This window comes from Rickettsiales endosymbiont of Peranema trichophorum (assembly GCF_004210275.1).
In the GTDB taxonomy this organism is placed as follows: Bacteria; Pseudomonadota; Alphaproteobacteria; order Rickettsiales; family Midichloriaceae; genus RICK02.
Genome location: NZ_SCFA01000068.1, coordinates 1 through 21,581 on the forward strand (window position 1 = coordinate 1; position 21,581 = coordinate 21,581).

General features: G+C 41.2%; 19 protein-coding genes. 11 read left to right on the forward strand and 8 right to left on the reverse strand.

Annotated elements, in window-relative coordinates:
- Positions 1–171 precede the first annotated feature (171 nt).
- The 3 genes from infC to EDM53_RS06195 all read right to left on the reverse strand — a co-directional run bounded on the left by infC (position 172) and on the right by EDM53_RS06195 (position 3,091).
- A complete protein-coding gene (gene infC / locus EDM53_RS03470; RefSeq protein WP_130122291.1) occupies positions 172–690 on the reverse strand; it encodes a translation initiation factor IF-3 in 519 nt (172 codons plus the stop codon).
- 15 nt (positions 691–705) lie between these two features.
- On the reverse strand, positions 706–2,613 hold the full coding sequence (gene thrS / locus EDM53_RS03475) for a threonine--tRNA ligase (protein ID WP_130122292.1): 1,908 nt from the start codon (positions 2,611–2,613) through the stop codon (positions 706–708).
- A gap of 325 nt (positions 2,614–2,938) precedes the next feature.
- Positions 2,939–3,091, reverse strand: a complete 153-nt coding sequence (locus EDM53_RS06195) for a hypothetical protein (protein ID WP_165379614.1) — start codon at positions 3,089–3,091, stop codon at positions 2,939–2,941.
- A gap of 301 nt (positions 3,092–3,392) precedes the next feature.
- Between EDM53_RS06195 and EDM53_RS03480 the strand changes: the two genes are divergently transcribed.
- Entirely contained in the window at positions 3,393–5,984 is a 2,592-nt protein-coding gene (locus tag EDM53_RS03480; protein ID WP_207215464.1) for a leucine-rich repeat domain-containing protein, read from the forward strand.
- Positions 5,985–6,034: 50 nt separating this feature from the next.
- Entirely contained in the window at positions 6,035–8,638 is a 2,604-nt protein-coding gene (locus tag EDM53_RS03485; protein WP_130122294.1) for a leucine-rich repeat domain-containing protein, read from the forward strand.
- A gap of 325 nt (positions 8,639–8,963) precedes the next feature.
- On the opposite strand, the gene EDM53_RS03490 is transcribed toward EDM53_RS03485, so the two are convergent.
- The 5 genes from EDM53_RS03490 to coaE form a co-directional block, all read right to left on the reverse strand.
- Positions 8,964–10,163 (reverse strand): type II toxin-antitoxin system HipA family toxin, encoded by a 1,200-nt coding sequence (locus EDM53_RS03490; protein WP_130122295.1) that lies wholly within the window; start codon positions 10,161–10,163, stop codon positions 8,964–8,966.
- Positions 10,160–10,465: a helix-turn-helix domain-containing protein gene (locus tag EDM53_RS03495; protein ID WP_207215465.1), complete on the reverse strand. Its 306-nt coding sequence runs from the start codon at positions 10,463–10,465 to the stop codon at positions 10,160–10,162. The genes EDM53_RS03490 and EDM53_RS03495 overlap by 4 nt, the downstream gene beginning before the upstream one ends.
- A 240-nt stretch (positions 10,466–10,705) precedes the next feature.
- On the reverse strand, positions 10,706–10,987 hold the full coding sequence (locus tag EDM53_RS03500) for a hypothetical protein (RefSeq protein ID WP_130122296.1): 282 nt from the start codon (positions 10,985–10,987) through the stop codon (positions 10,706–10,708).
- Positions 10,988–11,173: 186 nt separating this feature from the next.
- Positions 11,174–11,851 carry a DNA polymerase III subunit epsilon gene (dnaQ, locus tag EDM53_RS03505; RefSeq protein WP_130122297.1) on the reverse strand — a complete coding sequence of 226 codons (678 nt, stop codon included), beginning with the start codon at positions 11,849–11,851 and terminating at the stop codon, positions 11,174–11,176.
- A complete protein-coding gene (gene coaE / locus EDM53_RS03510; RefSeq protein ID WP_130122298.1) occupies positions 11,817–12,494 on the reverse strand; it encodes a dephospho-CoA kinase in 678 nt (225 codons plus the stop codon). Before coaE ends, dnaQ begins: the two co-directional genes overlap by 35 nt.
- A gap of 86 nt (positions 12,495–12,580) precedes the next feature.
- On the opposite strand from coaE, the gene nth reads away from it, so the two are divergent.
- From nth to EDM53_RS03555, 9 genes are all read left to right on the forward strand, one after another.
- Positions 12,581–13,225, forward strand: a complete 645-nt coding sequence (gene nth / locus EDM53_RS03515) for an endonuclease III (RefSeq protein WP_130122299.1) — start codon at positions 12,581–12,583, stop codon at positions 13,223–13,225.
- A 1-nt stretch (position 13,226) separates the two neighbouring features.
- Positions 13,227–14,360, forward strand: coding sequence for a UDP-N-acetylglucosamine--N-acetylmuramyl-(pentapeptide) pyrophosphoryl-undecaprenol N-acetylglucosamine transferase (locus EDM53_RS03520; RefSeq protein WP_130122300.1), 1,134 nt, complete (start codon positions 13,227–13,229; stop codon positions 14,358–14,360).
- Between the two features lie 57 nt (positions 14,361–14,417).
- Positions 14,418–15,236 carry an alpha/beta hydrolase gene (locus EDM53_RS03525; RefSeq protein WP_130122301.1) on the forward strand — a complete coding sequence of 273 codons (819 nt, stop codon included), beginning with the start codon at positions 14,418–14,420 and terminating at the stop codon, positions 15,234–15,236.
- A 12-nt stretch (positions 15,237–15,248) separates the two neighbouring features.
- Positions 15,249–16,256 carry an NAD(P)/FAD-dependent oxidoreductase gene (locus tag EDM53_RS03530; RefSeq protein ID WP_242507866.1) on the forward strand — a complete coding sequence of 336 codons (1,008 nt, stop codon included), beginning with the start codon at positions 15,249–15,251 and terminating at the stop codon, positions 16,254–16,256.
- A 1-nt stretch (position 16,257) separates the two neighbouring features.
- Positions 16,258–17,106 carry a bifunctional 5,10-methylenetetrahydrofolate dehydrogenase/5,10-methenyltetrahydrofolate cyclohydrolase gene (locus tag EDM53_RS03535; RefSeq protein ID WP_130122303.1) on the forward strand — a complete coding sequence of 283 codons (849 nt, stop codon included), beginning with the start codon at positions 16,258–16,260 and terminating at the stop codon, positions 17,104–17,106.
- Between the two features lie 2 nt (positions 17,107–17,108).
- Entirely contained in the window at positions 17,109–17,987 is an 879-nt protein-coding gene (locus EDM53_RS03540; protein WP_410528556.1) for a YihY/virulence factor BrkB family protein, read from the forward strand.
- A 102-nt stretch (positions 17,988–18,089) separates the two neighbouring features.
- Positions 18,090–18,518, forward strand: coding sequence for a TIGR01841 family phasin (gene phaP / locus EDM53_RS03545; protein WP_165379616.1), 429 nt, complete (start codon positions 18,090–18,092; stop codon positions 18,516–18,518).
- 184 nt (positions 18,519–18,702) lie between these two features.
- Positions 18,703–19,506 carry a P-type conjugative transfer protein VirB9 gene (virB9, locus tag EDM53_RS03550; RefSeq protein WP_242507869.1) on the forward strand — a complete coding sequence of 268 codons (804 nt, stop codon included), beginning with the start codon at positions 18,703–18,705 and terminating at the stop codon, positions 19,504–19,506.
- Between the two features lie 179 nt (positions 19,507–19,685).
- A complete protein-coding gene (locus EDM53_RS03555; protein WP_130122306.1) occupies positions 19,686–21,578 on the forward strand; it encodes a peptidylprolyl isomerase in 1,893 nt (630 codons plus the stop codon).
- Positions 21,579–21,581 lie beyond the last annotated feature (3 nt).

Genomic DNA, 21,581 nt, shown 5'->3' on the forward strand with positions numbered 1-21,581 from the left:
CTACATGAGAGGAGGAATAATACCAATGCAAAAAATATTTAATTTTAATAAAAAATTTTCCCCGGACAGCAGTGCGTGAAAACGGGCATCCATCTGCTTTTGCCAACAACTTAACATACTACTTTTGCCCGAATTCTTTTCATTCCAATTAATTTGCGGACAGGCTCTAAGCTACAACCGAACGATTACAGTGGTAATTTGCTTGCCTTCTAAGGTCGGTTGAGACTCAACTTTGGCAATATCAGCCGTGTCTCTTATAAACCGTGAGACAACATCAAAGCCTATCTCGCTATGTGTAATTTCTCTGCCTCTAAACTGTAAGGAGATTTTGACTTTGTTGCCTTCTTCTATGAAGGTTTTGACTTGCCTCAATTTAGTGGTGTAGTCTCCCTCCGCAATGTTAGGCCGGACCTTGACTTCCTTAAGTTCGACACTCTTTTGCTTTTTTTTCGCTATATGGGCTTTCTTTTGTATTTCATACTTGTACTTACCAAAGTCCATAATCTTGCAAACCGGGGGCGAAGCACCAGGAGCGATTTCCACGAGGTCCAGATCTTTTGTTTCTGCCAACTCTATGGCTTGCTTTATTGCGACCACGCCAAGCATGGAGCCATCCGTGTCTATCAAACGAACTTGAGGTGATGAAATTTCGTAGTTGATGCGAGTAGAGTTTTTGTTGCTAGCTGTTATAGTAAACCTCCTAGTTTATTGATGCATTGTTATATCTTTTTTTAATTTACGTATAAAATCTTGTAAATCAAGTGTTTCTTGAGACTCTTTACCAAGAATACGAAGTGAGACCGACTGATTTTGAAGTTCTTTTTGTCCCAACACAGCTACTATGGGCACTTTAGCCACCATATGTTTACGTATCTTATAGTTAATCGTTTCAGAGGAAAGATCTAATTCTGTTCTGATACCGCTTTGATTAACTAAAGTTTGTACATGAGAAGCGTAGTCTGCAATTTCACTAGTGTTGGTGATCGTAGCTATGACAACCTGAACGGGGGCAAACGGTAGCGGCACCGACATATGGTGTTCTAATACCATACCTATGAATCTTTCTATAGAACCAAGCATAGCTCTGTGTATCATGATTGGATGTCGCTTGAGCCCCTCATGGCTTGTGTAATGTGCATCAAATCTCTGTGGTAGGTTGAAGTCGACCTGTATTGTGCCAAGCTGCCAATCTCTTCCTATTGCGTCCTTTAGTACAAACTCAATTTTGGGGCCGTAAAATGCACCTTCTCCAGAGTTGACAGTGTAAGGTAAGCCTATGTCGATGATAGCCTGTTGGAGTGCATGTTCGGCTTTATCCCATATTTCGTCTGTACCTATTCTGTTTTGTGGTCTATCTGCAAGCTTTAGTGATACATTGTCAAAGCCAAAGTCACGATAGACTTGCAAAATGAGGTGAGACATCTTGTAGCACTCAGATTGCACTTGTTCTTCTGTACAGAATATGTGTGCATCATCTTGAGTGAATCCCCTTAATCTGAACAGGCCGTGTAAAGCTCCGGACGGTTCATATCGAAATACTTTACCAAACTCTGCGAGACGTATCGGAAGGTCTTTATAGCTTGGACTAAGATGTTTAAATAGCTGTACCGCTCCTGGGCAGCTCATCGGTTTTAGAGCGCAATGTTTGTCTTCGCCCATGACTGTTGCGATAAACATGTTGTCTTTAAACTTTTCCCAGTGTCCTGACGTTTCCCATAGGCTTTGGTATAGGAGCTCTGGGGTGTTAACTTCAAGGTAATCCCGTTGTGCGTTTCTGATGTGATTCAGGAGAGTCTGAAACAAAGTCCAACCCTTGGTATGCCAGAAGACAAACCCAGGAGCTTCCTCTTGAAAGTGAAATAGGTTCATTGCTTTGCCTATTTTTCTATGGTCTCTTTTTTCGATTTCCTGGAGGTAATGTAGATACTCCTCTAATTGTTGTTGTGTAGCCCAGGCAGTTCCATATATTCTTTGAAGGGGTTGGTTTTTGCTGTCACCTCGCCAATATGATCCGGAGGTTTTCATCAGTTTGAAGGCTTTGAGCATACCGGTTGATTGTCCGTGTGGGCCGCGGCACAGGTCGACGAAATTGCCCTGTGAATATATGGTGACATGGGTCTCTGGTATATTTCGAATGATTTCCACCTTGTACTGTTCTCCGACTGTGAGGAAATAATCGATTGCCTCATCTTTTGACATAGTCGAAAAGTGAAACGGCAGATTAAGTTTAACAATCTCTTTCATCTTTTCTTCGATGCTTTTCAGATCTTCGGGAGTAAAGTGGTGTGAGGTTGCGAAATCATAATAGAACGCATTTTCTATGGTTGGTCCAATGACTAGCTGTGTCGTTGGGAATAGTTCTTTCACTGCTTGAGCAAGCACATGGGCTGAGTCGTGCCTTAAGATTTCAAGCCCTTCCTGCGAATCAACCGTGATAAGTTCCACTGTTGCATCCGTAGCGATAGGCTGTCTGAAGTCCTGGAGTTGTCCATTGACTTTGCTGGCAACCACTTTTTTAGCCAACGACGGGCTGATAGACGAAGCGATATCCATTCCATTTACAGGAGCGGCATACGTTTTGACGGTTTGGTCTTTAAGAGTAATTTGTATCATTTAATAGCGCATAATTATGTACGTGCCACTAGATATATTACTGTAAGAGAAATATGTCTATTGATTTGAAGAGCTAATACCAAATCTCATTTTTAAATGATTCAAAACGGATTTTGTGAAACTCGGCTCTGCGCATGTATTGCAATACGCTTACGCAGGCTCATCCTCAAATCCATTTGCCTGATTTAATCTGAAACTTGATATAAGAGCCTGTCCGCAAATATGAGATATGTTGGTGGGTCTGCTCTATCACTCTATGCACTTTCCTTTGTCATGCGCATCTCTCCTTCATCCTACGCCTCTCCTCCTTTGCCGCTCCTCTTCTCTACCATTCCGCTCCCTCCTTTGTCATCCACGCTCCCCCTTTGTTACTTCCGTACTCCTCCTCTACCATTCCGCTCCTCTTCTCTACCATTCTGCCACTTCCTTTGTCATGCCCGCTCCCTCCTTTGTCATGCCCGTGAAAACGGGCATCCATCTGTTTTTGCCAACAACTTAACATACTACTTTTGCCCGAATTTTTTTCATTCCAATTAATTTGCGGACATACTCTAATTGCCCCGATCTTGCGTATTTCTACAAATTTGTCAAAAGATTTAGCACGGTTTTGAAACAAAAGTATGTGCTGATGTGTTCTACTCCAGGCATCAGAAGACTGCTTTCAAGATATGTGAATTGGCAGTAGGTGTTTGAAGTCATGATCCTTTACAGGGCAATTAAGTGTGATATTATGAAACACAATTGTAACAAAAGCAAAAATTGCCGTGACTAAGATTGACATGTCACATCAACACTGTGGGGAAGGTCTAAACGTTGTGCTATCGTCTAAGCTTCGATCCCTGCCTTCAAAAGGTGACCCTTTTTTGGATGAAGGGCTCAACTTGAATCTATCTAACAACGATATAAATGACACTGTTCTTAAAGAAGCTGTGTCACTCATGAGGGATAAGGTGCGCTCTTTATCCGTACTTGATTTGAGCGGTAATCGCATAACGGAGGAAGGCATTCACCACATTGGGGGGTTGTTGCAACAAGACGCTCAACAGAATGGTGGGTTGACTCATCTGTATCTTCAGAGAAACCTAATCGGTGAACTGGGTGCGATAAGCTTAGCGGTAGCACTTTGTGGAAATAGGGCTCTGAAGCATTTGGATCTGAGTGATAATAGAATAGGAAGTGAAGGAGCAAAAACTATAATTGAAGCGGTCTCACACATACCTTCTGTTGAAGGGTTGGTATTAAGAAGCAATCGCATAGGTCAAGAAATAGCTGAATTGCTTGTTGCTTTGCTTAAAGATTCAAATCTTGCTACTCTTGACCTACGGGACAATCAAGTAGGTGATAATGTTGTAAGCATATTAGCAAAAAAAGAGTTTAGCAATACTGCTTTGCGCTACCTTGATTTAAGCAAAAACGATATCAGAGGCGAGTCGATACAAGCGATCGCTACCATGCTGGTGGATTATACTCTATCTCTGGAACAACTGAAGCTCTCATCAAATAAAATAGGGGATGATGGTGCATATTTTTTATCTCCGATATTGAGATACAAAACGTCCCTCAAACGTCTAGAGCTTGATGACAATCAGATAGGTGATCCTGGAATTGAAGCTTTGGTTGATGCACTAAAGAAATCGACACCTGGTGCTTCGACTGCTTTGACACATCTGAGTTTGCAACATAATAAGATTGGGAACGATGGTTTCATAAGGCTGATGAGGGTATTAGAGCAGGATAGCGCCTTGCTTCATTTAGACATGAGCTTTAATCACATCAACATCAATGAAACGGAGGTGTGTGCTGTAGAAGCATTAGGCAAGATGATAAAGGGAAATCGAACAATCAGAGAGATATATCTTGATGGTAACAAGTTTGATGAAGATATGGTGATGAGGACCTCACAATATCGATTAGATATCTCTAAGCAGATTACCGAGCAAGATACTTTGCCACACTACATTGAACAAAACACCAATTTACTTGTCTTTCATATTAGCCATCAAAGAGCGGAGAGTATGAAAGTGGTGAATGCGATTTTAGCTCGCAACAAGTTTGTGGATACTATAAAACAAGGTGGGTTGGATGTCTCTGTACCAGATAAACTTGTGGGGGAGATAATTGAAAAAGTTGAGAAGCGATATGAGGAGTGTCCGGAACTTTTACCTGAAGAGCCTAAAAGGATTGAAGAGTTCAAAAAGAAGTGGATAGAAGTTGGTACGGAAGAGGCGTTGGAGAGGTTGAGACGTGAAAAGTATGAAAAGATGAAAGAAGAACAAAAGCTATTTCAAAAAGAGGTGCATTATCATAATGAACTTTTCAATCGTAGAGATTTACTGGATGTACTAAAAACTGCCTCTCAATACGGGGGAGGGGAGGCTGTAGACATTGTGATCCGTATTTGTGCTAATACGTTCACATATGAGGTGTTTAGTGATGTGATAAAGGCTTGGACCGTTGAGAAGGCACTAGAATTTGTACTGGATGTATATCAACGCTACGGTGACGATATGGTAGAGCGGGTAATACCTCAATGCCTCTGTGATTGGCATGACACAAATTTTATCAATTTGTGGAAAGTCGCGAAAGAATATCAAGTAGACGTGGCTTCTAAGGTACTAGTAGCTGTATATGCTATGCACGAGCAATTTTTGACGTTACATGGGTCTATTCATTTGCTGTCTCCAACTTGGGAATTGTCAAATACATTTAAGCTCATAGCTGATGCATTGGTCCTACGTGATGATGCTGATATCAGAGGAATATTAGATAGAGCATATTTGGACAAAGACTATGGTGCGCTGATTGGAAAGTCTGTGAAAAATCATGATGAGGTAGTGGCTGCCTATGCAGTCCTTGGGGAGGAGGTTTTTAAACAGGAGGTATATTTTAAAAATGCAAAAAGCCAGCAGATCGAAAAGCTGATCATGTATTTTAGTCAAAAGACCGGCGAAATTGTAGAATCAAGGATCGAATGTTCCAATAAGGTAGTACTGCATTTAAACACGGCTCGTACCCTAGAAGGACAATTTCATGACTTGATCGCAAAAACATTTACATTAACCGAAGAAACCAAAGGAAATGTGATAACAGAAGCCAGCGTTCTGGTTGATAGATTGGCGCAAAGTACATTGCCTGGTGCTGAGAGCGACAAGGAGATAGGAATGATGATGGCCTTGTTAGATTTGTTGGGCTACCTAGATCACAACAGTGGGGCTCCACTGTGGCCCTTTAGACCGGTACCTAATCAAAACCCTCCATATGATGATGGCGGGGATCAAGGTGGAGCCGGGGAGCAAGCCCATAATGCACCAGATCCTGGCGCGGGATTTGGTGCTCCTGACTATGGAGCGAATGGGACATGGGGTTATTGATTTATGTAGCGTGGCAGTGGTGAGAGCTGTGTCAGTGTTTATAGACAACAATGGTATGCTTTGAAGTGATAAAAAACGTTAGAGAGATCCGTCTTTCAGACCAAAATGAGCAGTATGGAGCTATTCTTTTGGTTAGATCGGAGTTAGAAAATGCAAGAAAAAGGGGGGTTATTACCGTTAAGACATTGAACCTGTACGGTAATAATATTGATGACGGTGCTTTGAACATATTGGTCCCTATTATCAAAGCAGAGATACCGTATCTATCCGTACTGAATATTGGTGGCAACAAAATAGGTTACGACATAGATGCCAATAGTATAGCTAAGCTCGGAGAGCTGTTGTTAGAAGACAGCGCATTGACACACTTAAATTTAGAGGGCAATACTATTGGTGACCCTGGTGCAATAAGCTTATCTGCTATTTTGACGCGAAACCATGCACTAAAGCATTTGAACCTTGGGAGTAACATGATAGGCGTGGATGGGGCGACCGCTATACTTGAGGCAGTCTCCAATATTCGACATTTTGAAACTCTAATACTGAGAAACAACAATATTGGGGCTTATGCTTGCGAATTATTTGGATCTTTGTTTAAAAGCTCCAATATTCAAGTCCTTGATTTACAGAGGAACAAAATAGGTGACGCAATTGCTAAAGTACCTATAAGTGATCGAGATGTAAACACGGCATTGCATTCTTTAGATCTGAGCCACAATGGAATTACATATCGTTCTGCTTTACATATCGTCGAAATGCTATGTCAGTGTACAAGGTCTCTGAGGCAATTAAAGTTGTCGTCCAATCAGATGGGGGACGAGGGCATGGCCTGCCTGTCAGACATACTGTCGCGTCGTACTGCAATTACACACTTTGAACTTGATAACAACGATATTGGTGATAAAGGGATCAAACTGTTTGCTGAAAACATAGCAACGTACGGAGGAGATGGAACAAAGATTTTGACGTATTTAAGTCTACAGCATAACGGTATTACCAACGATGGGTTCACACATCTGATGGCTGCACTTTCAAGCAATGATGGCCTGACGCATTTGGATCTCAGTTCCAATAAAATAGTGATCACGGAAGGTACCTCAGATGCTGTTATAACACTGGGAGGAATGATATTGAGTAATTCAGCTATCAAAGAGATACACCTTGATGGTAACGAGTTTGACGAAGATATCATTATGAAGACATCGCAGTGTGATGATAAGCAATCCACAATTCCAGACACTTTACCATACTACATAGAGCAAAGCACCAGTCTGGAGGTGTTTCATATTAGTCATCAACGCTCTCCTAGAATGACCCCCGTCAAGGCGATTTTGGAAAGAAATGCATTTATTCGGATGATTAAGGAAACCGGAAAGATTGTGTTATCTGAAGATCGTGTAGAGGAGATTGTTTACGAAGTGCATGCTCGATACAGCCAAAATATTGAGGAGAAGGTTGGACTATTTGGTGAAGAAGTGATCGAGAAAGCAAAGCGTGATGCAATAGAGGAGAATAAAAGCATTGCCCTTAAAGCTATGATGGAAGAGCACCACGAACGTTTGAAGACGATGCAAAAGTCATTTCAAGGGCATATGAAATATCACAATCCATTGTTTAATCGGGATGACGTTTTAGAGCTGTTGCAGAGCGCTTACAAGTACGGAGGTCCTGAGGGTGTGGATTTTGTGATTGAGGCATGTTCTGATCCCGGAAAGTACGAAGTACTGAGTAAAATGGTATCAAGTAAGCCAGGCTTTGATACGATTGGGTTTTTGGTAGACGTGTACAAGCTTTATGGTGAGGCGGTGATAGACAAGATGTTGAAACAGTACATGTCTGTATGGGAGGCAGATCAGTTTCTGGAACTCTGGGAGGAAGCGACTGCGTATAAAGCCAGTAAAGGCAAAGCGGGGGGTGAATTGCTATTGACAATCTGTAGTGTTGGCGATGAGTTTCTAATATTGCATAGATCGCTAAGTAAGATAATAGCCGGTTGGAAGCTCAAGGATACTTTAAACATAGGAATAGAGGCAAGTATTCGAAGCTCTCCAAGTATGCTTGAGGGTATGCTAATTCAAGCTTCAAAGCATCCACTCTACAGAATTGAAATTGGGGAAGCTATACGAAATGAAGGGTTAATATTTGGAGTGTATAAACTGATGGGGAAGGCGGTCTTCTCGTACACCATCAATATACAAAACATTCACGGGCAATTTGAAAAGTTGATAGTGTACCAAGATGCCAATACAGGTGAGACATTACAATCAGAGCTTGTAATGTCTACGAGGACTATTCTTCATCTCAATAGCGACGACTCTCTAGAGCGACAATTTCACCAGCTAATACAACAAGCCTTTAATATACCATCAAGGGATGGTGGCGCCTTATTAGGGGAGGTTGAGACGTTGATCAATGAGATGCGTAAGCACAGCACCAGTGGTTGTCAAACCGATAAGGAGATTGGTATGTTATGGGTTTTAAATGACCTGTTGAGGTATTTAAAATACGATGGCAGTGGTGTGTTATGGCCATTTCGCTTTTCTGATCAAGGGCCTCCATATGGTTTACCTGAAGCTTCTGATGGTTATGATGATTTTTCGCAAGATGGTGGTTCGACACTGCCAATGTATGGTGGAAATAACACGTGGGAGTAGATTATCCCCAAATTGTTGTTATCAACTGAACTGGGGCATGTGAAGTATATCCCAGAAGACTTTTTGCCACTCCCGCTCCCCCTTTTGTCACTTCCGTACTTCTGCTCTATCACTCCATGCACCTCTCCTCTACCATTTCGGGACTTCTTTTGTCATGCTCGCTCCCCCTTTGTCATGCTCGTGAAAACGGGCATCCATTTGTCTTTGCCAACAACTTAACAGACAACTTTTGCCCGAATTTTTTTCATTCCAATTAATTTGCGGACAAGCTCTAAGAACCAGATTTATAGGGTACAAAAATACTAAATGTGGTATTACTCACTGATCAGATGCCGGAGTTTTTACGAACCATACGCAAAGCATCTCCAATATTTTTGATTTGTATTGCAGAAACGCCGACTTTACCTGCAAAAGTATCCCATTTTTGGGTGGCAGCTAAAACCTGATCAATGATCTCTAATGCCTTATCTTGCTTGATGCCTACAGTACCGGACAGTTGTAACAAATGTTTTTTTGTAGGATTTTTCCCTTCACCCATAATCATTGTTGAATGCTCACCAGCAGGTCCTGAGGAGAAAGTTAAATCGTAAGTCGGTGATACAGTCCAATTACCGGTTTCATCCATTAAAAATGAAAAGTTTTTTGAATGATCATCTCGATTATGACTTAAAATATTAAAAACGGCATTTCTAAATTGGATTTCACATTGCCTGATATCTTTTGTTAAATACAGGGTTGCTTTCATAATGCTTTCGTAATCAAGGGAAGGCTCCTGGTGATCAGCATGGAGAAGACCTGCAATTGTATGCATATGAATACGGCTATCACCATTTCTATCAAACCGCTTAACACCAAAGAATCCTAGCCCTTTTCTTGAAGGAAAGAGCTTTGCTTTAGGCGCAATAAGCCCGGCATCAATTGCCATAAGATGATAGGCGTATTCAGTAGCGCTGATATCTTTGGAATCGAGCTGAGATCTAAATTTAATCAGCCAATCCGTGCCCTCAATATTAAGCAATACTTTAGGACGAGCCCCTGCTGAAGATCCTCCTAACACCAGCAAATCCTCAACATAAGCGTCATTTTCATCTAAGGTTGCTTGTATTTCGCTATCAATTTCATCTAAGTCATTGGTGATATGAGAGAGCGCACTTGGAGTTTCAGGCTCATAAGACAAGGCCCCCATACCAAGCGTGCCAACAAAACAAAGACGATCTAGAGGTGAAAAGGTTCCGGGATTAAGTCCAGCATTCATCAGTTTGCGGTCTAGGAGTAACCGACCCCAGCCATCAGGCAAGCTGTCATTGAATACGCCAAACAACCCTTCAAAGGCACGATCACTGGATTCTATCACACCCGGTTTAAGCGGTAGTTTGAAAGGCGATAACTCAAGACCCGTTTTAATAAAATCAGCATCATATTCAAAAAATATTTTTCTGTTTTTAAGCAATAACCTTCCTGTGAGCCGCTTCGGCCCTGAGCCGTGATAATACACATAAACAAGATTTTGGTTTGAGAAGCTCATTTTCTACCTCTTTTTCTTTTTCCATTTTCCAGAAGCTCATCAAGCGATGAGGCTTCTTGAGCGCTTTTAAGTGCAAATAGCGCTTTAAAATCATCCATGCACCCAAGTATCACGGCCAGCTTCAGCAAAGATTCCAACGATATTTGCCCTGTTTGCTCAAACTTTTTTAAAGAGCCATAACTGACGCCAGACTTTTCTGATAAGGTCTGCTGGCTTAAATTAAGCGCAAGCCGAAGGTCGCGTGCTCTGCTTGCTATTGTCTTTTGCATTTCCCCTGGCGTCATCATGTTAACTGATATCATAATATCTTTTAAATCTATAATATCTATATAATAGATATTATATTATCCTCTAAATCAGAAGTCAAGTTGTTCTTGTTCTAACATCCGGACACATCATTCCTCTTTCCTGAATAATACCAATTTTCATTTTTAAATGATTCAAAGCGGATTTTGTGAAACTCGGCTCTGCGCAGGTATTTGAATACTCTTACGCAGCCTCATCCTTAAATCCATTTGCCTGATTTAATCTGAAACTTCGTATTAGTGTGTCTGCTCTATCACTCCATGCAGCTCTCCTCTACCATTCCGGAACTTCACCTTGCCATGAGCATTCTCCCCTTTTTGCCACTCCATGCAGCTCTCCTTCATCACTCCACGCACCTCCTCCTTTGCCACTCCTGCTTCCCTTTTTCGTCGTTTCTGCTCTCTCCTTTGCCATTCCCGCTTCCCTTTTGTCGCTCCCGCTCTCCCTTTTGCCACTCCCGCTCTCCCTTTTGTCGCTCCCGCTCCCTCTTTGTCATGCCCGTGAAAACGGGCATCCATCTACCTTTGCCAACAACTTCACAGACGACTTTTGGCCGAATTCTTTTCATTCCAATTAATTTGCGGACAGTCTCTTACAAATAATTGGGTTGAAAATTTGAGTGGAACCCTCGATTCTCGGTGTTGCGGGCATGACAAAATGGAGATAGGGGAGGACAAGATGGAATGCCGAAAACAACTGCTGTTTCAGTTATTCCAAAGAGCGCCAGGAATCTTGGAGACCAGCTCATTATGGGAGCTCTCTTCATCCGCAGTTAAAGGAAACGTCCGCTTCGGTAATTCTCGCCTCGTGATCTGCTGCGCATCCTGCTTTGTGGATTTTCCAAAGAAATCAAACATAGATTGCGTCCCCTCAAGTAAGGCAACATATACCTGCGCAAGCAATTCAGAGTCTATCAGAGCACTGTGCTTCACCCTCGATGACGAATTAATGTTATAACGCTTGCACAAAGCATCAAGACTAGCAGGAAGCTTGGGAAACTTTGTTCTGGCAAGTCTCAGAGTGTCTATAACCCTCACCATCGATATCTGCTCCAAGTTTATTGATTTCAGCTCATAATTAATAAAGCCTATGTCAAAACTCGCATTGTGTATTACAAGCGTGCTGTCCTCGATGAAATCTAAAAACTCCTGTGCAGTATCTTTAAATAAAGGCTTATCAGCAAGAAACTCATTGGATAGCCCGTGAACGTGAAACGCTTCGCTCGATACATGACGCTCTGGGTTCAGATACTTGTGAAGGACGCGACCAGTTCTAACCCTGTTGATCAACTCCACACATCCTATCTCTATGATCTTGTCACCCTCATGTATGTTTAGGCCTGTTGTTTCAGTATCTAATACGATTTCTCTTAACACTTCCATTGTTGACTATTGTCTTTATTTGTTTAAAGGTATGAGCTTTACTTCGATTTGTCACCACAACGTGGTCAGATCCAAAGGCTCTAACCTGATTTGTAGCCTGTAGTCTATGGATAACACTAAACACATCTTCTGTCATTCCATTTCTTTGCAGCGCTCTGTTTTTCACAAGCTCTGGTAAGGTAATCGTGGATATGACTGTGTCAAAAAGACTTGCTAGCTCTTCTGTTACTCTGCTTTCAAACAGTATAGGTATTTCAACGACTAGTGTTGTTTTTCTTTGAATTGCCACTGGCGCAGTAATGTTCCTGCTGCCAACGCAACACCCCCAAAGCAGATCCTTGATTGCAGGATGTACTATGGCTTCAATTTGATCTATAAGACCTTCATCCTTACATATTGCTTCTTTTAAAGCCTTCTTGCTAACTTTACCATCGACCAACGCAAAAGGGCAAATGCTGAATATTTTGTCTATGACCACTTTGTCACAACTGTACATATCTGCAACCAACGCATCACAAGATACAGTCATAAACCCCAATTTCCTAAAACATCGCAACACGAAAGACTTGCCGCTTGCTACACACCCAGTTACACCTATAAGGTGCCTCACCCCCCCTATGTTGCCAAAAATTTGACATACCATAAGCTACTCACATTACAAAGAAATTACTTGTATACTTTTTTGTTCTACAATAGATCATACACAAAGTATCAAATATACTAATATGTATGCTTAATTCTGATAAAGTAAACGAAATTTTTAGTAGATTCGCTGCACATCAGGTGGATCCTAAAATTGAACTAATTTATAAGTCTCCTTACACGTTATTAGTGGCAGTGATACTTTCTGCACAAGCGACAGACAAAAAAGTAAACGAGGTGGTGCCTGCTTTGTTCAAAATAGCAGATACTCCACATAAAATGATTGAGTTGGGGGAAGATGGTCTCAAGAAGATGGTCAGCTCGATAGGGCTTTATAATACCAAAGCTAAAAACATCATAGCTATGAGTAAATTGCTGGTAGAAAAGTACAATGGAGAGGTTCCAGACTCCTTGGAATCATTGGAAAGTTTACCAGGTGTAGGTAGGAAGTCTGCAAATGTGATGCTAAACACAGTGTTCGGGCATCCAACTATTGCTGTAGATACACATGTGTTTAGAGTTAGCAATAGAATAGGGCTATGCAAGTCTTCCAATCCCCATCAAACTGAAGAAGCTTTGCTTAAGATCATTCCCACAAAGTGGAGAAAACCCGCTCACCATTGGCTTGTTCTCCACGGTAGGTATGTATGCAAAGCAAAAAAACCAGAGTGCAATAAGTGTATCATAAGCGATATATGTCAGTATGATGCTAAGAGGCTTGAAGTAGACTGAAATGCAAGTGATTTCTGATAAGGCTACTGTCGTTTTAGCTGCTGGTGGAACGGGAGGGCATCTCTTCCCAGCCCAGGGGACCTGTGAGCAGCTTATAGCTGACTCTTATGTTCCTGTGCTTGTGCACGATCAAAGAGCAACACGCTTTATATCTGGTGTACTGTCAGGAGTCGACAAATACGAGGTGCGCTCGCTTAATATGTCTGGCTCTAAGCTTCAAAGACTGTTGCTTATGCCGATATATCTCTTGCAGACTTTGTACAATACACTGCTCGTTATATTTATACTAAAGAATTGCAAAGCCGCTTTAGTAATAGCCTTTGGAGGATATACTGCTGTGCCAACAATTCTTGCAGCGCTTGTATCAGGGATACCTTGTATATTGCACGAGCAAAATGCAGTAGTAGGAAGAGTAAATAGATATTTTGCATACTTTGTAAAAGCCATTGCCACTCCCTTGCCAAATGAGCATATGGATCCTAAGTTTGTTCAAAAATTTAAAAACAAACTGCACTACATAGGTAATCCAGTAAGGGATAAAGTGTCGGCTCAGTTCTATGCTAGCAAAATGAAAAGTCGGAGCAAGTTTAAAATATTGGTAATTGGTGGTAGTCAGGGTGCGCAGATCTTTTCCAGTGTAATGCCAGAGGCGATATCTGAACTGCCTATAGATACTCAACGCATTGTTCATATCACACAACAAGTGAGACAAGGAACAGCAGAAGCCACCATCGCATCATACTCACAAACTGCAAGTACCTTTGAAGTCGCTTCATACTTTGACAATATTGGTGAATTGTATGCAGCACACGATATTGTGATATCGAGAGCTGGAGCATCGACCATAGCAGAACTGTGTACCTTTGGATGTCCTGCAATACTAGTCCCATATCCGTTTGCAACAGATGATCACCAATATTATAATGCTCTGTACTTAAGCAAGTACAATTGCAGTGTGTTGATTAACCAACGGGACTTTACTCCACAGAGAGTTGCCGATGAGATTCTGAAGATGATCTTGACACCAGATTATTTAGATAAAATGCGAGAGGGATTTGATGGTATCGAAAAAATAGACACCACTCAAAAACTACGTCTGTTGGTTGAGTCGATCATGAAGCCAGAAGTTAAATGACATAAGCGTCTATATGTGGTATAAAACCCTTGTGTTTGTAATTTAAAAGAGAAAAGCATGCAAAGATACTTAAGGCTCTGCTATCCACTCGTTGCCCTTGTTTTGCTTGGTTATTTCGGGGTCGTTGGCTACATGTATACCTTTCAAAGGGATTTCCAGTACTCACCGATCAAGGAATCCTCAGAGGAGGCATTAGACAGACAGGACTTGGAAAATACCACAGAGGTTTTTGTACAAACAAGTGACGGTTTACAGATTCAGGCTTGGTACCATCCCTCAAATACTGGAAAAATGGTCCTATTTCTACATGGTAATGCGGGCACTCTAAGCACAAGAGTCCAAAAGATGAAGAAATTGATGCAAATGGGATATGGCTTTATCATGCCAGCATGGAGGGGCTTTGGTAAAAGTGAAGGGGCGCCAACTGAGGAAGGCCTGTATAAAGATGCGAGAGCAACAATTAAGTTTATACAATCTCAAGGTTATCAAACCGAGAACATAATTGTTGTGGGAGAATCGTTGGGTACGGGAGTAGCCACCAAAATGGCGACAGAACATAAATTTCACGGAGTGTTTTTGATTAGTCCGTATACAAGCTTTTATGATTTAGGACATCAAAGATACCCTTATCTTCCTATTCACCTGCTCATGAAGGACAATTTTGACAATGCCAAAAATATTGAGCAAATAGATGTGCCAATTTTGTTATTTCACGGTGATAATGATGATATAATACCACATCACCACTCATTAGCACTGTTGGACAAAATAAAGCAGGAAAAGAAGCTGATATTACACCCGGGTATTGGACATAGCAATTATGACATTGATGTAGTATTTTCAGAAATGGATCGATTTTTTTCTAAACATCAATAGTGGAGTAATATATTGCTAGAAAAAGATGTTGCAATTATTGGCGCTGGGCCTGTAGGAATATTCACAGTATTTCAATCTGGTATGTTGGGATTGAGTACTGTTGTAATAGAAGCATTAGGAGCTATAGGCGGTCAGTGCACCGCATTGTATCCTGAGAAGTATATATATGATATTCCGGGCTATCCTTCGATTTTAGCATCAGACCTCATAGACTCTTTATATCAGCAATCAAAGCCCTTTAATCCCACTATTTTGCTAAATAGTACTATGGTGGGTTTGAGAAGAAGGGATGATGCCTTTGTGATCAGGACATCAAAAGGTGAAGAGATAGCCGCAAAAGCCATCATACTTGCTACTGGAGCCGGCGCTTTGCACCCGAAACCACTATCACTGGATAATGCCGCTTTATACGAAGGCAAAAGCCTATTTTATGCAGTGTCAAAAAAAGAAGTGTTTCGTGATAAGACAATAGCGATATTTGGTGGTGGTGATTCTGCCGTAGATTGGACAAATTCCCTAGCAGATATTGCAAAGAAGATCTACGTTATTCATCGTAGAGACAAGTTTAGAGCTTTGCCAGACAGCGTTGAAAAAATGTACCAACTTGTCAAGCAAGGAAAGGTTGAGATGGCGATACCATACCAGTTGGACCAGATATATGGTCAAGATGGTTATATCAGCTCTGTTGATCTGATAGATTTTGATCGCAACGTCAAAAACTTGAAGATAGATGCGATACTTGCTTTTTTTGGATTATCTATGGACATGACGTTTATAACATCACTTGGTCTAGACGTATCGAACAAGTATATCAATGTTAATCCGATCTCCATGGAAACAAATCTCAAAGGTGTTTATGGTGTGGGTGATGCAGTAACATACCCGGGGAAACTTAAGCTGATTCTAACGGGGTTTGCTGAAACTGCAGTTGCTTGTCACGCTGCCCACGCCATAATACGTCCGGGAGCAACACTGAGATTTGGATACTCCACAACGGTATTAAAGGATATATTGAAATAATATGCAGATTATTAATGGCAAGGCTATAGCAGACGAGATTGGAGAGTCTCTTACGCTTGAAGTCCTGCGTATTAAAAAAGAGCATCAACTTGTTCCTACACTAGCCGTAATTTTGGTTGGAGATGACCCTGCAAGCGCTATCTACGTCGACAGAAAAGTACGTAAAGGTGTACAAGTTGGTATTAACGTACTGCAGTACAGATTTCCTGCATCTATTTCAAGTGATGAGGTCATTGCAACTATCGATAGTTTAAATCGAGATGACAATGTCCATGGCATACTTATACAGTTGCCTCTTCCACAGCATTTAGATCAGTATATCATTACCAACCGCATATCCTTTGCAAAGGACGTGGACGGTTTTACGACACATAACATCGGTCTTCTGCACTCATGGCGCGACTCTCTTGAACCCTGTACTCCTCAAGGCGTAATGATATTGTTGCAGAATGCGCTGGGTAATAGTATAGCTGGAAGTAAAGCTGTAGTAATAGGTAGGTCAACTATTGTCGGTAGGCCTTTGGGCGCCTTGCTTTTAAAACACGATTGTACAGTTGTCATGACTCATTCAAGGTCTAGAAACGTCATGGAGGAAGCAAAAAGCGCGGACATATTAGTATCTGCTATGGGAAGGCCGCAAATGATAGATGCCTCTTGGATTAAAAAAGGAAGCTGTGTGATAGATGTAGGCATCACAAGAATAGGTAGCAAAATATACGGGGATGTCAACTTTCAATCTGCATCGGAAGTTGCCAAGTATATTACGCCCGTTCCAGGTGGAGTGGGGCCTATGACTGTGATATGCATGTTGCGCAATACGGTAAAAGCTTGTTTACAACAAATACGGTAACTATGGCCCTTTCCGTGACGAAACTGAAGCAAGCGGTACTGTGTGTTGTAAGAGCAATATACGATACTATAGCGCATGACGGTGTAGAGCATGCAGGATATTTGGCTTTTTTGCTGATGTTCACCATCTTTCCATTTTTAGTTTTTTTTGTGGCCATAGTGGGAGCGATCGGTGATAAGCAGCTTGCCAATACATTAGTATCTCTAATATTAGAAAGCTCATGGGCCACATTTATAGATGCACTCATTCCACGTATATTGGAGATTACTTCAAGCCCCCCTCAGAGTTTACTGACTTTGGCGATTATCAGTGCTATATGGACTGCATCCTCACTGTTTGAAGGTATCAGGACTGCATTAAATAAAGCATACAGAGTAAGAGTGGCTCCAGGCTATTTATTAAGACGACTTTTTAGCTTTATAGAGTTTGCAGGAATGGTAACGATAGTGGTACTGCTTTTGTTAGTTTTGGTGGTTCTACCGTCTATATGGAACTACCTATACGACTTGCTGTCATTAGGTCAAAAGCAGTACATAGGAGCAGTGAATGTGGTCTCATTAATGACCTCGGTAGCTCAAACAATTCGTTATTTGGTATTAATAGTGTTTGGTTTCATATTTGTAGCTGGTTTGTACTATTTTTTGCCAAATAGAAAACAAAAACTACTTTATACACTACCAGGTAGCCTTATTGTCTTGAGCGGATGGATTATCTCCTCTGTAGTGTTTAAGGTATACCTACAGTTGTTTCACTCAATCAGCATTATATATGGCAGCATTGCAGGTATTATTATTGCACTGCTGTATTTTTATATATGCAGTCTAATATTTATATTTGGCGCAGAGCTAAACTACCAAATAGAGGAACTGTCTGCCAAATAAAAAATATTGAGTATAAAAATATTTTTGTTGCGTTGCACAAAATTTAGTAATAGCATGACAATGGAATACACCATCATTCATTTAACTAAGGAGGTATTATTTATGGAATGCAACGATTATCAAAACTATTTTGGTTCAGCTATGGCAAAGTTTTGGCAAAATCAAAATTTTGATGCAATGAAAGCGATTGCGGGACGAAATTTAGAAGCATCTATTGCAGCAAACAAGCTTTTCATGGAGGGATTGCAAGTGGTTGCAAAAAGGCAAGCTGAAGTGTTTCAAAATGCGGCTAAACGTAGTGTGGAATTTTGTAAGAAGTCTGCTTGTTCTACATCCCCTGAAGAAGTGTACAAGCTTCAATGTGATTCTATCTCTGAGGCTGTTGAGAATATGAGCGGTGTGGTTGGAGAGATAGTTGAAATGTCTTTAAAAGCTGGTTTGGAGATTTTTAATGTCTGTAACAAAAGAACCTGCGATGCGACACGTGAGGTAAATGCAGTAGCTAAAAATACCAACAGCAATAAAGCGTAGTCAATAAGCTGAGGGGGCACAGATTACTTGTGCTCTCTAGCTGATTGGGACCACAACTTTTCGTTATATTCATACCTGAAGCGATACAGAAATATTAAATTTTTATTAAATTTCATCTTGATCATAGCTCTCATTGTGTGAGATAAATGTAAGGTTATCTAGTATCGATCATGGGGGCTAAAATATGAGTTATTGTACCAAGATGCTTCACTTCATCGTTGTATGCTGTGTAATGATTGCGGTATTTGGTGCCGATGCATTTGCCACATCATCCCCTCGAGCATTGGGGAATGAAAGTAGAATCAAGATCGTAAACTACATGCCCAATACTGTCTTTAAGTTTGTTGGTCACTATATGTACCAGTCCATCATAGAGTTTGGGATGGACGAGGAGATTGACACGATTTCGATGGGTACACCAAGTCCATGGCAACTTATTCCTGCTGGTAACAGAATATTTATTAAACCTGTTGAGGAAGATGCGACGACAAACATGACGGTCATCACCAACAAACGCATGTATTTCTTTGAGATGCATGCTAAAGATGCAAGCAGTATTGATGATGACGAACTTAGCTTTGTGGTGAAATTTGTATATCCAGACGAGGGTAATTTCAATACTGTGAAGCACGTGGCCAATTCAAGCTATGGAAGTCCGGATTTGACACGCCCGCAGTTGTACAACTTTCAATACACTTTGAGTGGCAACTCGAAACTGATAGAGCCGACTCAGGTCTTTGACGATGGGGAGTTTACCTATTTTAAGTTTCGTGATGTTAATGCAGAGCTACCTGCTATATTTTTGGTAGATAGCAAAAGTAATGAAAGCCTTGTAAACTACAGAATAAGTGGACAGTACGTAGTTGTAGAACTTGTAGCTCCTAAATTTACATTACGTTCTGGGGATGATGTGATCTGTGTATTTAACGAACGGATGGAAAAAGAACTTAAGAAGATACAACAATCGTCAAGAGCTAGTAGGAAGTAGCAGTAGAGGGTTTGTTGTCATGCGCATCTCTCCTCCATCCTACGCCTCTCCTCCTCTGGCCACTCCACGCACTGTGACAAGCTTTAAAGTAGAACTTGGACAAGAGGGGATTTAATCCCTTGCCTAATTTGTCAAGAAAAGTTACAATTTCATTCAGTATAAAAATCATATTTTCTTATATGCTGCAGTTCTTTAGAAAAGGTTTACAAGGTGCTTCGATCAAGTTTTTGATTGGTATTTTGGTGTTAACGTTTATCTTATGGGGTATAGGGGACACCTTGAAGTACATAGGTGGTGAAGCTTCTTATGTGCTCAAGGTGGGTGACGTTGAGTATTCTCTGGAGGAGTGGCAGAGAGTAGTAGGAAATCAAAAGCGAATGATACAAGAAAAGTACGGGCAAGCATTTTCGGATGAGCAATTGATGGAGTTTGGCTTTTTTGATGGTGTGCTTGAACAATTCATAGGGAAATCTTTGTTACTTCAAGAAGCAAGAGCTCTGAATGTGTTTGTTAGCGATGAGCTAGTGAAAAAGGAGATTGGTTCAAATAAGGTTTTTCACGGGAGCGATGGGAAGTTTAGTCAGGCAAGTTTCAAGGAATTTTTAAAGAAGGCTGGTATACCCGAGGACAAGGTAATTAAAAACTTGAAGGATGAGATATCTACGGAGTATTTGACGCAGCCGTTGACGTCCTTGTATTTATCTGTGCCTCAGGTTGTTGAGCAGCTGAATATTGCGTACAATGCGATTCGTGATTTAGGTGTATACAGAGTGGATATCGATAAGTTACCGGTTGTAGCTGCTCCGAAACGTGAGGAATTAGAGAGCATACTTGAAAAACGGAAGGAGTTGTTTTCGACATTAGAAGCAAGGTCTGTGTCTTACTTATCTTTTAACAAGAGTAACGTGGACAGTGCTGTGACTCTTTCGGATGCTGAGATTGAGGAGTGGTACAAGAGCAGGGTGTACCTGTTTACTCAGCCGGAAAAGAGGGAGATATCTCAGTTAATTTTTGATGATGTAAGTGTTGCGAATAAGGCTAAGAAGGAGATTGAATCTGGGAAGAGCTTGAAGGAGGTTGGTGCGCTGTTGAAGGCTAGCAACAAGAATGTAGTGATGGGTGTATTTGGTAAAGCGAGTTTTGACAGTAACCTCGGTGACGCGCTTTTTAAGGCATCTGCGCAGCAAGTATTGGAGCCAATCAAGGCTGGCCTTGGCTATCATGTTTTTCAGATCTCAAAGATCATTCCACAGCATGTTCAAGAGCTTTCAGAAGTCAAACAGGAGCTGATTGAGCTTATAAGGAAGGAGAAGATCTTTGAGAGGTTATATGGATTGAGTCAAAAGCTTAACACTGGGATAGCTGGAGGGAAGAGCATTACTGATCTTGCTGAGCAATATAAACTGTCTATTCATAAGAGTGTTGTGACGGAGCAGAACGTGCTATCGGCTCACGTAAAAGATGTAAAGGATATAGAGAGATCTGATGTATTTCGTGCTACTGTTTTTAGTACGAATCAGGGTCAGACCTCTATGGTGACACCTTTTCAGGACGATGTATTTTTTGTGGTACATACTGATGTAGTAGAGCCGAAGAGGGTGAAAGGTTTTGATGAAGTGAAGGATGAGTTGGTGAAGGTATGGAATAGGCGACAGCAAGAAGCTACTGCATCTGAGATTTTTGAGGCTATACGAGTTGGGCATGGTGTGATATCTCAGGGTGATGCGCTTGAAAAGTATAAGAAATACGTTAATTATCAATCTTATAAGGTTGGGACGGATGCTGGTCCAATATCGAAGGTATTGCCTACGGATGCGATATCTAATATACGGAAGATGACGGTAGGAGCATTTAGCGATGTGTATGATGCTTCTGGGAACACGCAAGTGATGGTTAAGCTTAATGGAATAGTTATTCCGAGTGTGGAAGTATTAAACAAGACAAAGGATAGCGTACGATATTTGTACCTTCAGCATCATGGGGACGACATTATTGCTCAGTATATTAATTTTTTGAAGAAGAAGTATGATGTTAAGGTTAATAAGAAGCTGCTTGAGCGGTATGGGAGGTGATGA